Annotated in this window: 13 protein-coding genes; 10 read left to right on the forward strand and 3 right to left on the reverse strand. The window is 48.8% G+C overall.

What is annotated here, in order from left to right; all coding sequences use genetic code 11:
• Positions 1 to 88 precede the first annotated feature (88 nt).
• The 10 genes from sspA (at position 89) to K0H59_RS03105 (ending at position 11,968) form a co-directional block, all read left to right on the forward strand.
• Positions 89 to 718 carry a stringent starvation protein SspA gene (sspA, locus tag K0H59_RS03060; protein ID WP_220054621.1) on the forward strand — a complete coding sequence of 210 codons (630 nt, stop codon included), beginning with the start codon at positions 89 to 91 and terminating at the stop codon, positions 716 to 718.
• Entirely contained in the window at positions 718 to 1,155 is a 438-nt protein-coding gene (locus K0H59_RS03065; protein WP_011715796.1) for a ClpXP protease specificity-enhancing factor, read from the forward strand. Before sspA ends, K0H59_RS03065 begins: the two co-directional genes overlap by 1 nt.
• A 156-nt stretch (positions 1,156 to 1,311) precedes the next feature.
• Positions 1,312 to 1,893, forward strand: coding sequence for an aminodeoxychorismate/anthranilate synthase component II (locus tag K0H59_RS03070; RefSeq protein ID WP_220054622.1), 582 nt, complete (start codon positions 1,312 to 1,314; stop codon positions 1,891 to 1,893).
• A 168-nt stretch (positions 1,894 to 2,061) separates the two neighbouring features.
• Positions 2,062 to 4,542: a prolyl oligopeptidase family serine peptidase gene (locus K0H59_RS03075; protein ID WP_220054623.1), complete on the forward strand. Its 2,481-nt coding sequence runs from the start codon at positions 2,062 to 2,064 to the stop codon at positions 4,540 to 4,542.
• 199 nt (positions 4,543 to 4,741) lie between these two features.
• Complete coding sequence (locus K0H59_RS03080) at positions 4,742 to 5,887, forward strand: HDOD domain-containing protein (RefSeq protein ID WP_088211783.1); 1,146 nt, start codon at positions 4,742 to 4,744, stop codon at positions 5,885 to 5,887.
• A 55-nt stretch (positions 5,888 to 5,942) separates the two neighbouring features.
• Positions 5,943 to 6,854, forward strand: a complete 912-nt coding sequence (locus K0H59_RS03085; protein ID WP_220054624.1) for an alpha/beta hydrolase — start codon at positions 5,943 to 5,945, stop codon at positions 6,852 to 6,854.
• A 308-nt stretch (positions 6,855 to 7,162) separates the two neighbouring features.
• Positions 7,163 to 8,380 carry an aspartate aminotransferase family protein gene (locus K0H59_RS03090; RefSeq protein WP_220054625.1) on the forward strand — a complete coding sequence of 406 codons (1,218 nt, stop codon included), beginning with the start codon at positions 7,163 to 7,165 and terminating at the stop codon, positions 8,378 to 8,380.
• Positions 8,381 to 8,507: 127 nt separating this feature from the next.
• Positions 8,508 to 9,527, forward strand: coding sequence for an arginine N-succinyltransferase (gene astA / locus K0H59_RS03095; RefSeq protein WP_220054626.1), 1,020 nt, complete (start codon positions 8,508 to 8,510; stop codon positions 9,525 to 9,527).
• A 9-nt stretch (positions 9,528 to 9,536) separates the two neighbouring features.
• Positions 9,537 to 11,000, forward strand: a complete 1,464-nt coding sequence (astD, locus tag K0H59_RS03100) for a succinylglutamate-semialdehyde dehydrogenase (RefSeq protein ID WP_220054627.1) — start codon at positions 9,537 to 9,539, stop codon at positions 10,998 to 11,000.
• Between the two features lie 164 nt (positions 11,001 to 11,164).
• Positions 11,165 to 11,968 carry a DUF1338 domain-containing protein gene (locus tag K0H59_RS03105; RefSeq protein WP_220054628.1) on the forward strand — a complete coding sequence of 268 codons (804 nt, stop codon included), beginning with the start codon at positions 11,165 to 11,167 and terminating at the stop codon, positions 11,966 to 11,968.
• 139 nt (positions 11,969 to 12,107) lie between these two features.
• Here K0H59_RS03105 and K0H59_RS03110 read toward each other — a convergent pair whose 3' ends face one another.
• The 3 genes from K0H59_RS03110 to K0H59_RS03120 are packed head-to-tail and all read right to left on the reverse strand — an operon-like array spanning position 12,108 to position 14,435.
• Positions 12,108 to 13,436 (reverse strand): ATP-binding protein, encoded by a 1,329-nt coding sequence (locus tag K0H59_RS03110; RefSeq protein ID WP_220054629.1) that lies wholly within the window; start codon positions 13,434 to 13,436, stop codon positions 12,108 to 12,110.
• Positions 13,433 to 14,107, reverse strand: a complete 675-nt coding sequence (locus K0H59_RS03115; protein WP_011715803.1) for a response regulator transcription factor — start codon at positions 14,105 to 14,107, stop codon at positions 13,433 to 13,435. The genes K0H59_RS03110 and K0H59_RS03115 overlap by 4 nt, the downstream gene beginning before the upstream one ends.
• Positions 14,088 to 14,435 carry a PepSY domain-containing protein gene (locus tag K0H59_RS03120; protein ID WP_011621417.1) on the reverse strand — a complete coding sequence of 116 codons (348 nt, stop codon included), beginning with the start codon at positions 14,433 to 14,435 and terminating at the stop codon, positions 14,088 to 14,090. Before K0H59_RS03120 ends, K0H59_RS03115 begins: the two co-directional genes overlap by 20 nt.
• Positions 14,436 to 14,511: the final 76 nt, after the last annotated feature.

Genomic DNA, 14,511 nt, shown 5'->3' on the forward strand with positions numbered 1-14,511 from the left:
AACGGGTAAAATATAGTATCCGCATAGTGTAAACGGGGGGCTTTGCCCCTCGTTTACTTTTGTTTTATTTCGACTCTGGAGGGTATCAATGGCTGTTGCTGCCAACAAACGCTCTGTCATGACACTGTTTTCAGGTGCTGATGATCTGTATAGCCATCAAGTGCGTATCGTGTTAGCTGAGAAAGGGGTTACTGTTGATGTTTTACAGGTCGACCCAAACGAAATGCCTGAAGATTTACTTGAAGTAAATCCTTATAACTCAGTGCCAACCTTGTTAGATCGTGAACTCGTTCTGTATGAATCACGTATCATCATGGAATACTTGGATGAGCGTTTCCCTCATCCGCCGTTGATGCCTGTTTACCCAGTATCTCGCGGCCAAAGCCGTTTGATGATGCACCGCATCGATACTGACTGGTACTCACTCGTTGACCGTATTCGCAAAGGCGATCGCGCTGAAGCGGCCCGTAAAGAACTGACTGAAAGTTTACTTTCAATCGCAGCAGTATTTGGTGAAATGCCTTACTTTATGAGCGAAGAATTCGGTTTAGCGGATTGCTACCTCGGCCCATTATTATGGCGTTTACCTGTATTAGGTATCGAGTTAGATAGCCGCGTAGCGAAAGACATCAAAGCTTACATGACACGTATTTTCGAGCGTGAATCATTTAAAGCTTCGTTGACTGAAGCTGAACGCGAAATGCGCATGGGAATGTAATGAAAGCGTTGACTCCAAATCGTCCTTATTTACTCAGGGCTTACTACGATTGGTTGATGGACAACCAATTAACGCCTCACGTTGTCGTGGATGCCTTTGTGAAAGGCACCCAAGTACCACAGCAGTACGTGAAGGATGGCCAGATCGTATTAAATATAGCGGCCAGCGCGGTGGGCAATTTGCAAATTGGTAATGAATTTGTGGAGTTCAATGCGCGTTTTGGTGGTGTACCTCAACAGGTATTATTGCCAATGGCCTCGATTGTGGCCATTTACGCCCGTGAAAATGGCGCAGGGACTGTCTTCGATATTGAAGATGCGTACTTAGTCGAAGAGGAAGCCGAATCGACTTTGTCTGTTATCGAGACAAACGAGAAGCCAACCGAACCAACGGATGAGCCGCCTAAGCGTCGCAGTCATTTAACCTTAGTTAAATAGGTTAATTACACCCTGTTCTATACTCTTGAAAGCCAGTCTATCGACTGGCTTTTTTATTGGATAAAGGTTTAATCCGCGCAAAGGCCTGTGGTAGCATTTGCGCCGCATTTCGGCCGTGGAGTGCATCGACTTACCATTTGAGCCAATGGATTTTGTATGTTGCTAATGATCGACAATTACGACTCTTTCACCTTTAACTTAGTGCAGTATTTTCAGCAGTTAGGGCAAGAGATCGTGGTTAAACGCAATGATGAAATCAGCTTAGCGGAAATCGAGGCGCTGGCACCGAGCCATTTAGTCATATCTCCTGGCCCCTGTTCGCCCAATGAGGCGGGGATTTCCCTCGCGGCGATTGAGCATTTTGCCACTCGTTTACCTATCCTGGGTGTGTGTTTAGGGCATCAAGCTATGGCGCAGGTGTTTGGTGCTAAGGTTGTGCGAGCGCAGCGGGTTATGCATGGCAAAGTCAGTGCGATTACTCATACTGGCGAGCGCCTGTTTAAAGGGTTAAATCAGCCATTAACTGTAACCCGATACCATTCACTGTTGGTTGATGCTGTCCCAGAGGGATTTGTGCTGGACGCTTGGTTTGACGACCCAACCCATGGGCGCGAAATCATGGCCATGAGCCATCAGCAGCTGCCACTCTTTGGCGTGCAATTTCACCCTGAATCGATTTTGACCGAGCAAGGCCATGAATTGTTGGCAAATTTCTTGTCGCAATCGGCTCTGGCTTAATCGAAAAGATCCATTCAGCTCTAATCTTTGTTACAAGATTTCTCCTCCTTTTAAGCAAATATGTCGCCCAAGTGTGATATAACTGCCGCAAAACGACGCTTACCCACTCGCGTTGGAGTCTACTCCATAGTGTTGCTAGGGCTGCGATAACAATAAAAGGAAGGACGAATGAACTGCGTAATGCGAAATTTGGGTTTAAGTGCGTTAGCCGTTGCGGTATTGACGAGTTGCGCCGCCACCTCAACTGAAACGGCGACTCCCGCGACCACACCACAGGCTTATCAAGTCCCTTTAGCTCAGCCTCCCCAAGTTTCACAACCCCTTACGCTGAATCAAATTATGGCGAACCCCGATTGGATGGGGATTTTCGCTAAGGAAGCCTACTGGAGCGATGACAGCCAGAGCGTTTTCTTTGCCCGCCAACCTAGCGCATCGCCGCTACGGAATTATTATCAGCAGGGCATTAATGACAGCCGCGCCGTTGAACTGGCCATCGATAAACTACACGCGGCGGACCAACAATTTGGTGTGTTAGACAGTGCTAAGGCCAACAAGGCCTATCTCTATCAAGGCAATATTTTTGTTAAGCATTTAAGCTCAGGCAAAATCACCCAGCTTACCCGCCAGCGCACGGCGATCAGTGGCCTGCGTTACCTCAACAATGGCGATATCGCCTATTGGCAAGGGGATAATGTTTTCCAAATCCATCAAGACAGTGGATTAGTGGAGCAGTTGGCTGAAATCAAAATGGCGAAAGCGCCCGAGGGCGTGAAAGAGCCGAGCAGCTACTTAGCCAAGCAGCAGCACAGACTCATTCAATATGTTGCTCTGCAGCAAGAAAATGCCAAAGCCAAAGAACAGTTTAAGAACGAGCTGCAAAAGAGCGATCCGACCCTCGCCGCCAACACTTGGTATCTCGGTGATGCCGAGGTGGTGTCTGAGCTGAGTCTGTCGCCAGACGGTCGCTATCTGTTTGTGGCCTTAACCGATAAAAACTACACCGGCAGCAGTGAACACGACATCATGCCAAACTACCTCGGTAGCGAAGGCTATATCGACCCTGTACCAGTCCGCGCCCGTGTTGCAGAAGATACGCCTCCGGGACAACGCTTTGTGGTGCTCGATCTAAATGAGCATAAACAGATCGATGTGACTATCGAAGGCTTAACAGGCTTCGATGAGGACGTTTTAGCTAAGGTGAAGACTGAAAACGCCAAGGCAAAAGGTGAGTCGTATCAAAGCACTAAGGCTCCCCGTAAAATCCAGCTGATGCAGGATTGGGGCTGGACTCAAAGCGCGATTCAATGGCATGAGTCTGAGGACAAGCTGGCGGTGATGGTCGAAGCGACCGATAACAAAGACCGCTGGATTGCCAGTGTCGATCTGGCAAAGGGCAAGTTTATCACCGAGCACCGCCTCCATGATGATGCTTGGGTGAACTACGACTATAACCAATTTGGTTGGTTACCTGGAACAGACACACTTTACTATCTCTCTGAAGAAACAGGTTATTCCCAGCTTTATATCAAGCCCCGTGGCGAAAAGCCCCGCGCCTTGACTCAAGGTAAGTTTGTGGTGAGCGATATTACTCTCTCGCCTGATGCAAACTACATCTACTACAAGGCTAACCAAAGCCACCCTGGCATTTACAATGTTCATCGTGTGAATATCGCTTCGGGCAAAAATGAGCAATTAACCCAGTGGGACGGTAACTTAGATTATAGCTTAAGCCCCGATGGCACAAAGTTGCTGCTGAATGCGTCTCGCCGTACAGAGCCGAATGAGCTGTATGTTCAGCCGATTGGCGGTGAGTTAAAACAGCTCACGTCATACACCAGCGATGCCTTTAAGCAATATCCATGGCAAGCGCCCGAAGTGGTAGCCGTCCCTTCTAACCATGGTGCAGGCCAAGTGTATGCTCGGGTTTATTTGCCGCAGGGCTACGACAAATCCCGCGCCGAGAAATACCCCGCCGTTATCTTCAACCATGGTGCGGGTTACTTACAGAATGCAGATTATGGTTTCAGTGGTTACTTCCGTGAGTTTATGTTCCACAACCTACTGACCCAGCAGGGTTATGTGGTGATGGACATGGATTACCGTGGCTCTAAAGGTTATGGCCGTGACTGGCGTACGGCGATTTATCGCAACATGGGCCACCCTGAGGTCGAAGACTTAAAAGACGGTGTGACTTGGATGGGGCAAAATGCCAACGTGGATATTAAGCGTGTCGGTACCTATGGTGGTTCTTACGGCGGCTTCTTAACCTTTATGTCCTTATTTACTGAGCCGGAATTATTCCAAGCAGGCGCAGCACTGCGCCCTGTGGCGGATTGGGCGCATTACAACGCGCCATACACCTCCAACATCTTAAACACACCGGATGTTGACCCTATCGCCTACGAGCGTAGCTCGCCCATCGAGCACGCCCAAGGTCTGACTAAGCCATTACTGATCATGAGTGGCGTGATGGATGACAACGTGTTCTTCCAAGATAGCGTGCGTATGGTGCAGCACCTTATCGAGCTGGAAAAGCCTATGTTCGAAACCGCGATTTATCCGGTCGAGCCCCACGGCTTCCGTCAGCCATCGAGCTGGTTAGACGAATATCGCCGTATTTATAAGCTGTTTGAACAAGAGCTTAAGTAAATCGCGCGATAATATGAAGGCCTCTATATGAGGCCTTTTTGTTGCGCGGATTTCGGCGGCTGTGAATCTAATCAGGGCTGTAAAATAGTCACCTGTTTGCTTATTGCCAAGATGTAACCTATATGCTGAAATTGTCATGTTTTTAACGATTTTAGCGTATGCGCGCCACTTAGCACGGGCGAGATAGGAAAGATAAACTGTGGCGATATCGGTAGCGGGCGGCGTTAGACCCGGCAAAATTATAGAGATAGAACATAGGCTCTATCAGCAACTGATCCTCGGTAAGCAAAAGGCCGGCCCAACCTTATTGGATGATTTAGACCGAGAGCTTGAGGCCGATGCCAATAAACTCGATGTCGAGCGAGAGGCGATTCTGTCGCGGCTACTCAAACAAATTCAGGCCCGTGAAGTCTTTGAGGCCATTTCCAAGCAACTCATCGAAACGGTCAATAATGCCATTGAGCATCAACTGGCATCCCCAGAGTTAGTGCTGGCAAAGTCGGATATTAACGAGTCACAGATCCTGTTACTCGAGCTGTTGCTGGCAAAAAACCTCGATGCGACCCGGTTAAGACCTTTAATCAGTAATTTAAGCTGGTTATGCCGCGATTTAACCAATATGGTCAATAGTCCTGCATTTCGGGCGCGCCGCCCGCAGAGCTCTGATGTGCGCGTCACTGATATCAAATTAGTGATGAATTACATTGGCATCGAAAACCTGCGCACTATTATTCCTTACTTTTGCCTGCGTAATTGGCTGCCCAGTGGCAACGCTAAGTTACTCTGGACCACCCGTAAGTTGTGGCGCTATAGCATTGTGAGCGGAATAGCAGCGAATGCATTAGCGCAGCTTCATAATACTGACTCAGCCTTAGTTTATAGTGGCGCATTATTGAATCAGTTAGGCACCTCGGTTGTGCTGAGTCTCAGTGCTCGCTTATTCGATAAAACTTGGGGCAATTGGATCCGCGAGGCTAGCTCGAGTCGCGATAAAGAAGTGTATGATGCGGTCATTGCCACTGAGTTTCCGGCCAAGGCGGTATTTGAGCAAGTGCTGAGCCATGGGCATAAGCTTAATTGGCAACTATTAGAGTTACTTAAGTTTGAACAGAGTCCGTTAACTCAATTGCTTAAAGAGTTGGACCAAACCTTAACTTACCGTGAACTCTCTATGCCAGCCGCATTAGTGGCACGGGCGAATTGTTATGCTAAGGTGCTGTTGCTCGAAGAGATGCGCCAAATCGAACCTCAGGAGAGACGTCTGATGTTCGATTATTACGAGTTGAGCGAACAGGAAGTACTGCGCCTAAAAGCACAGAATTATCGGAAGTTGGATCTGCTGTAATCTGCACGCCGTTCCCATCGGTGTCCAATTGCGGCACTGATGTGGAGGACGGGAAATGCCAAGCTGGCAAGCTTCTGTATTAAATACTATTTTATCCTATGTGGCACGGCCATCCATCAGCCGTGGTAAGGCCAAACTCCCTCTAAATCAAGTGCGGCAACGCTTATTAGAGCTGGATAAGCGCTGGCTGCCGTGGCCCGAAAAACTCGTTACCGCCTCGATTCCCTTACAACATTCCACCCTGTTGCATTATGTGCTGCTCAATGACACGCCGCGTTTGGGCAATCTATTTTACATTCGGGGCGGCGGATTTTGTTTTAAAACTCCCCATGCCCACGCAAGACTGGTGGCCGATATCAGTGAGCGTTGTCGCCTCGATACGTTTATCCCGGATTATCGTTTAGCGCCGGAGCATCCGTATCCCGCGCCCTGTGACGATGTGCTCGAGGCTTATCTGCACTTAATTGAGTTGAAAGGCAGCGATAATCTGGTGTTGATGGGCGATTCTGCCGGCGGCAATTTAGCCTTAAGTTTGTTGCTCGAACTTAAAAAGCGCCATCTGCCCATGCCTAAAGCCTGTGTGTTGTTGTCACCCGCGCTCGATTTAGCGATAACTGGCGATACCGAGCTGATTTTGGGGGCGGATGATCCGTTCTTTACCATTGAGTCGCTTTTGCGGCTGCGCGGAGCGTATCTTGCCGGGGCGAATCCTATGTCTGAACGGGTTTCACCTTTACAAGGGAACTTGGCTGACTTGCCGCCACTCTTAGTGATTGCCGGTACGCGCGAGTTGCTTTTACAGGACTCAGAACGACTGGTTATGCAAATTAAGGCCTATGGTGGTGCGGTCGAATCGCGTTTTTATCATAACATGCCCCATGTTTTTCCTCTGTTCCATCTGTTGCCAGAAGCGCTTGAGGCGAGGGAGCAAATTGCAGATTTTGTGCTTTCACAGCTGATTCGTTAAAATTGTGTAGTTATTCATATTCAGTGAATAGCTAGCAAAAATAGGGGTAAATAACTTTTTTTCTGACTAAATATGCTAAAGGCCTCTAGCGTAAACGCTTGTATAGTTCTTAAACTACAATCTTTATGCACTTTGACCCAAAGCGTGGCGAATGTTGTTTGTGAAAAACTGGTATTTTGATCACAATTTCGCTAATAATGGCTATTAATAAACACAAGCATACCCTGTATCACTAACTCAAGATAAAGATACGTTGGGGACTCAGACGGCTCCCGAGGCCGTTACATTTAAACAAAGGATGAAGAAGAATGAGCGTTGATATGAAGTTGAATCGTGCCCAGTTTGATGCGGTTATGGTGCCTAACTATGCGCCTGCTGCCGTGATCCCTGTACGTGGCGAAGGAAGCCGAGTATGGGATCAAGAGGGTAACGAGTTTATCGATTTTGCCGGCGGTATCGCGGTAAATTGCTTAGGTCACTGTCATCCCGCCTTAGTGAATGCCTTAAAAACGCAAGGCGAAAAATTATGGCACCTGTCTAACGTGATGACCAACGAGCCAGCGCTTGAGCTTGCGACTAAGTTGGTTAACAGCACTTTTGCTGAGCGTGTGTATTTTGCCAACTCAGGCGCCGAAGCGAACGAAGCGGCACTGAAATTGGCCCGTCGTTATGCCTTAGAAAAATTCGGCGCAGAGAAAGATGAAATTATCGCCTTCGATAAAGCCTTCCACGGCCGTACTTTCTTCACCGTGAGCGTTGGTGGTCAAGCGGCCTATTCAGATGGTTTTGGTCCAAAACCGCAAAGTATCACCCACTTACCCTATAACGATGTTGCGGCATTAGAAGCGGCCGTATCGGATAAAACCTGCGCCATTATGCTTGAGCCACTGCAAGGTGAGGGCGGTATTATCGATGCCGATCCTGCATTCTTAAAAGCGGTTCGCGAATTGGCCAATAAGCACAACGCACTGGTGATTTTCGACGAAGTACAAACCGGTGTCGGCCGTACTGGTGAACTCTACGCTTACATGGGCACCGACATAGTGCCGGATATCCTGACCACGGCTAAAGCGTTGGGTGGCGGTTTCCCTATCGCCGCTATGTTGACTACCGCTGAAATTGCTGAGCACCTGAAAGTGGGTACTCACGGTTCTACTTATGGTGGTAACCCATTAGCTTGCGCTATCGGTAACGCAGTATTAGACGTGGTTAACACACCTGAAGTATTGAATGGTGTGAAACATCGCGAGCAGTTATTGCGCGATGGTCTGAACAAAATTAATGAAAAATATCATGTTTTCTCTGAAATTCGCGGTAAAGGCTTGCTGTTAGGGGCGGTTCTAAACGAACAGTACCAAGGTCGTTCACGTGACTTTTTAGTAGCGTCTGTTGCGGAAGGCTTAATGAGCCTGATGGCGGGTGCTAACGTGGTACGTTTTGCTCCTTCACTGGTGATCCCTGAGGCAGATATTGCAGAAGGCCTAGCACGTTTTGAGCGTGCTGTGGCGAGCATCGCTGCTGCCTAAGCGACCAAAGGAGTGCTGAATCTTATTCGCACTCCTTTTTTGTCAGGGAATACTTGCGTGCATCCATCCTGTCTTTTTCAAGATAGGTGCCTTGTTGCACAGCAAGCTTAAGTGAGGAGACACTAAGATGTTAATCATACGTCCTATTCAGGCAGGCGATTTTGAATCTCTATATCAAATCGCCGAAGAATCTGGCCATGGCTTTACCTCATTGCCAGTCAATGCCGATTTGCTGAGGCATAAAATTGCCCGCGCAGAAGCCTCATTCGTTAAGGTGATTGATAAGCCCTTCGATGAAGGCTATTTGATGGTGCTTGAGGATACCGCGACCCGCGAAGTGGTCGGTACCTGTGCCATTGAAGCCGCCGTAGGTATGGAAGATGCCTTCTACCACTATCGCCTCGGGACCGAGGTTTATCATTCTGAGCAAATTGAAGTTCGCAACGAGGTGGAAACCTTAACCCTGTGCCACGATTACACTGGCGCCGCCGAGCTTTGTACCCTGTTTTTGCGTGAAGGTTATCGCAAAGGGAATAATGGCCGGATGTTGTCCCGCAGCCGTTTTCTGTTTTTGGCACAGCACGCTAAACGCTTTGGTGAGACAGTGATTGCTGAAATGCGTGGCGTGAGCGACACCGCTGGCAATTCTCCCTTCTACTGCTGGTTACAGAAAAACTTCTTAGGCATTGATTTTATTCAGGCTGATTACCTGTCTGGTCTAGGCAAAAAAGCTTTTATGGCGGAGATGATGCCTCGAAACCCAGTGTATGTTTGCCTGCTGCCAGAAGAAGCGCAAAAAGTGATTGGCGAAGTGCACACCAATACGCGCCCTGCCTTGAGTTTGCTACAGGCCGAAGGCTTTAGATGCCGTGGTTATGTGGATATTTTCGATGGCGGCCCAACGGTGGAATGCCGTCTCACGGATATCCGCGCCGTGCGTGAGAGCCGTCTGCTGACCGTAGATATTGGTGAAATGCCTGAATCCGATAAGCAATTTATTGTCTCTAACACTCAATTAGCCAATTACCGTGCGACCTCCGCTTGTCTTGCTGTCGATGACAGCACCGAGCAGGTGGTAATTAGTCCAGAACTCGCCGAGGGTTTGTTACTCGCAAAAGGCGATCAAATCCGTATTTTGGCAATGTAGGAATAGCAAATGACACATTTTATTAAAGGCCAGTGGCAAGCTGGCAAGGGTCATGATGTGACCTCTAGCAACCCAGCAAATGGCGAAATCATTTGGCGTGGTCAAACGGCGACGGCCGACCAAGTCAACGCCGCTGTCGATGCCGCCCGTGAAGCTCAGTTCGATTGGTTTATGTTAGGTTTTGATGCGCGTTTAAAGATAGTTGAAGCCTATCGCAGCCAACTCGAAGCGAACAAAGCCGAATTAGCCGAAACGATTGCTCAGGAAACCGGTAAACCTCAATGGGAAACGGCGACAGAAGCGGCGGCCATGATTGGTAAGATTGGCCTGTCGGCAACGGCTTATAACAAGCGTACTGGCACAGAGGCCAATGATACGCCAGCAGGGCGCGCGGTACTGCGTCATAAGCCCCACGGTGTGGTTGCTGTTTTTGGGCCCTATAACTTCCCAGGGCATTTACCCAATGGCCATATAGTGCCAGCGCTGCTCGCGGGCAATACCGTGGTGTTTAAGCCCTCTGAATTGACGCCTAAAGTGGCCGAGTTGATGGTCTCTCTGTGGGAAAAGGCGGGTCTGCCTGCGGGTGTTATCAACTTAGTGCAAGGTGAAGTCGATACGGGTAAGGCGCTGGCGTCGCACCCACAACTCGACGGCCTATTCTTTACCGGCAGCTCTCGCACTGGTCACCTGTTGCACCAGCAATATGCGGGTCATCCGGGTAAGATTCTCGCCTTAGAAATGGGCGGTAATAACCCGCTGATTATTAAAGGCGTCGCCGATATTAAAGCGGCGGTACACGATATTCTGCAATCGGCCTATATTTCATCTGGCCAGCGTTGTACCTGTGCCCGCAGGCTCTATGTTGAGCAAGGCGAGCAGGGCGATGCCTTAGTCGCCAAGCTGGTTGAAGCAGTGAAGCAGATTAAAGTCGGTCCTTGGAACGCGCAGCCACAGCCATTTATGGGTTCAATGATTTCCGAAGGCGCGGCGAAAGGCATGGTTGCGGCGCAGGCTAACCTGCAGAACTTAGGCGGTGTGTCGCTGGTTGAACTCACCCACCTGCAAGCAGGAACGGGCTTAGTCTCACCCGGACTTATCGATGTGACTGCGGTGAGCGAGTTACCCGATGAGGAATACTTCGGACCACTGCTGCAATTAGTACGCTACAGCGATTTTGACCAAGCGATTAAGCTGGCTAACCAAACCCGTTATGGCTTATCCGCAGGTATCTTGGCCGATAGCCGTGATGATTATGACTACTTCCTCGCCCGCATTCGTGCCGGTATTGTGAATTGGAACAAGCAGATCACTGGTGCTTCTGGCGCAGCGCCCTTTGGCGGCGTAGGCGCTTCGGGTAACCACAGGGCGAGTGCATTTTATGCCGCCGACTACTGTGCTTACCCCGTTGCCTCCGTTGAGGCGGATGCGGTGAGCTTACCCGCAAGTTTAAGTCCAGGGTTAAGTTTAGAGTGACATCATTGAGGAAGAACCTAGGTTCTTCCTTTTTCATCACAAGCAGTAACGTTACTTGGGCTGCTACTGAGCGCCGTTGTACAGCAAGTGGCTAGGGTCGTTACATTGAGTGCGAGCGGCAAAACAATACGCACTATAGTCGCAGCACAATAAAAGGAGTTTTTATGCACACAGATATCAATGCGTTATTTGCCGCTCTCTGGCAAGACTATATTCAAATGACCCCATCTGCGGCCAAGGTGCACGAGCTACTCGGTCACGGCAAGCCGATTATCAACGACCATATCGCCCTGCGTACTTTTAACATCGCTAAGGTGAATTTAGCCGTATTGGCCGAACACTTTACCTCTTTAGGTTATGTGGCTTGTGGTGATTATAAGTTTGAACAGAAAAAACTGGTGGCTAAGCATTTTGAGCACCCAGATGCGACTCAGCCAAAGGTGTTTATTTCTGAGTTATTGGTGGAAGAGTTTAGCCCATCATTGCAAAGCACTATCCAAGGTTTGATGGCTCAAGTGGATGAAGAGGCGACTAAAGCAGATAACTTTATCTATTCGGGTCGCCATTGGTCACTGGATGCTAAGACCTATGAGACGCTGCTCGAAGAGAGCGAATATGCGGCTTGGGTAGCGGCCTTTGGCTATCGTGCGAACCATTTCACTGTCTCTATCAATCACCTCGAGGGCTTCGAGACATTAGAGTCTGTGAATGATGCGCTTAAGCAAGCGGGCTTTGTGCTGAATAGTGCAGGTGGCGAGATCAAAGGTTCGCCAGAGGTGTTACTGGAACAATCATCGACCATGGCTGATAAAATCGCAGTGGCATTTAGCGATGCAACGGTTGAGATCCCAAGCTGCTTCTATGAATTTGCCCTGCGTTATCCCAAGGCGAATGGCGAGCTGTACACTGGGTTCGTGGCTGCATCAGCCGATAAGATTTTTGAGAGCACCAACGCGAAAAAGGGCTAATGAATTAAGGTAGTTGTTGAGTCATCTTAAACAAAAACGCCATCGATAGATGGCGTTTTTATTGGTGGCACTAGAGCAACACTCAGAGCAAATAGTTAGCTCAATACTTGTTCGCTAAGCACTCTTAGCTAAGCACTCGTTAGCTAAAGACCAGTTCAATACTGAGGCCTGATAAGTGGCTGCTGTGCTTAAACTTAAGATCAATGCCGTATTGCTCGGCAATTTCTTTCACTATCGATAACCCTAGACCATGGCCCATCACAGATTCATCGAGTCGCGTACCCCTTTGGGTGAGTTTATCGAGTTCGTCGTCTGCAACACCTGGACCATCATCATCTATGCTGAGGCAGAGCTTGTTCTGTTCCTTCCACAGTTTAACCGTGACTTGGCTGCTCGCCCATTTAAAGGCGTTATCGAGCAGATTCCCTAAGAGCTCCATACCATCTTCCCTATGGATGGGCAGGCGCTGGATACTAGGGTCAAGCTCAAAGTTGCAGTTGATGCTTTTGCTTCTATGCACTTTGTTGAGGGTATTGGCGAGGCTGTGAAGATCCCTCGGTACCACTAACTGGGCGGCAGGTAACATATCACCGGTGATCCGCGCCGCAGCAAGTTTACGTTCGACCATTTTATGGATAGCGTCGAGCTGTTGTTGCAGCGCCATGGCGGTATCGGGATCTTTCAGCCCTAAGGCTTCAACCTGTTGTTGCATCACCGCCAGTGGGGTTTTTAACCCATGGCTTAAGTTACCTAAGTTATTGCGACTGCGCTCAATTTGCTTGGCGGTGTATTCCAATAACTCGTTATAGGTCTTCGCCAGCGGTTGCACTTCGGGCGGAATGTTATTCAGCTCTAAGGCGTTAATCTCGCCCTCCTGCAGGCGGGAGAGCGCATGTTGGATCTGTTTTACCGGTTTAAAGGATTGACGCAGGATCAAGAATATCCCCGCGATCATGGCCACCAACATGGCGAGGTTAATCCCAAGCTTAGTGCCATAGACTTCACTAAATACGCGTCGACCGATACTCAAATCCTGCGCTACCGTTAGGGTTGCGGTGACATTGGCGCTGCTCGAGTTTAGCCCTAGGGATAATAGCTGCATATCATTGTTTTTCGGCCCTTTTGCCTGCCAGACGCGGGTCTGGTTTGGCGCTAAAGGTTCGATATCGAGCTGCATGTCCCACAGGGAGCGGGAGCGGATCACTTCATTGGGCAGGTTGAGCTGGAAATAACGCCCCGAATAGGCAGGGCGATAGAAGCTCGACAGTTGGCTCTGATCGATATGGATCTCCCCATTATTGATATGGGTTGCCAACATGATGTGCTCAAGATCTTCTTCTAAGCGGTTGATAATCGAGTCGTGAAACGCTTGGCGCAGCATGGACTCAAACAATATGAGTCCAATCACTGTGCCTAACACTAATAAGCCCGTTAACCATAAACTGAGCTTAGTGCGAATGGAGATCATGCAGTCAGGCCGTGGAAGATATAACCTTGGCCGCGGCGGGTTTCAATCGCGGTTTTGCCGAGTTTTTTACGCAGGTGAGTCACGTAAACTTCAACCACGTTACTCTCTTTCTCATCGTCAAACTGATAGAGCTTGTCCGTCAGTTGTGCCTTAGATAACAGCTTCTTAGGCGACATGAGGAAGATTTTTAACAGCCTGAACTCCATGGCTGTCAACTCGTACAAATGCTCGCCAACGCTAACGGTCTGCTCGGCCTCATCTAAGGTAACTCCACCATAGCTCAACTGTTTACTGGGATTATTTAATCGGCCGTGCGCGCGGTGAATAAGCGCTTGGATACGCGCTAATAATTCCTGTGCATGGAAGGGTTTACCTAAATAATCATCGGCGCCGGCATTAAAGCCTTCGACCTTTTCATGCCATTGGCTGCGGGCCGTCAGCATGATAACCGGTGTGCTAATGCCTTGATTACGCCAGCCTTCGAGTAATTCCAGTCCATTGCCGTCGGGGAGGCCAATATCTAAGATCACGCAGTCATATTGGGTTTCTTTAACGAGGTAATCGGCTTCAAGTGCTTTGTCAGTAATATCGGTAACGTAGCCAGCCTGTTTGAGTTGTTTCTCCAATTCGGAGACCAACATCGGATTATCTTCAACGAGTAGCAGTTTCATGTTTTCGACATTCGCTCGGTAGTGCGGTGGAGTGTTCGAGCTGACCATTGGTGGCATCAATACTCAGATTCACTATTTGGCCGCGTTGCACTTTGATTTGTAAATCATAGCGCCATTTATGATCTTCTTGATAGAGATGGGCGTCAATTAGTTCGCCTTGGCAAAATTGATTCACCACGGCAAGGGTGCCATTGAGGGATAAAATTTGCCCGGAATTGACTAAAGCCTTGGCTTGATAATGTTCTAATTCAATCGGTTCGGCGTGAATTATTGTTGGATGCACCAGCGTAAACAGACTGAAAAAACAGATAAAAAACAGCCGTTTCATTTATGCTCCCCAATAAAAAATGGCCTAGATTTTATGCTAGGCCACTTTAATGAAACAGGCTTAAATCAAGCTGAAG

The sequence above is a fragment of the Shewanella sp. FJAT-51649 genome (assembly GCF_019457435.1).
Taxonomy (GTDB): Bacteria; Pseudomonadota; Gammaproteobacteria; order Enterobacterales; family Shewanellaceae; genus Shewanella; species Shewanella mangrovisoli.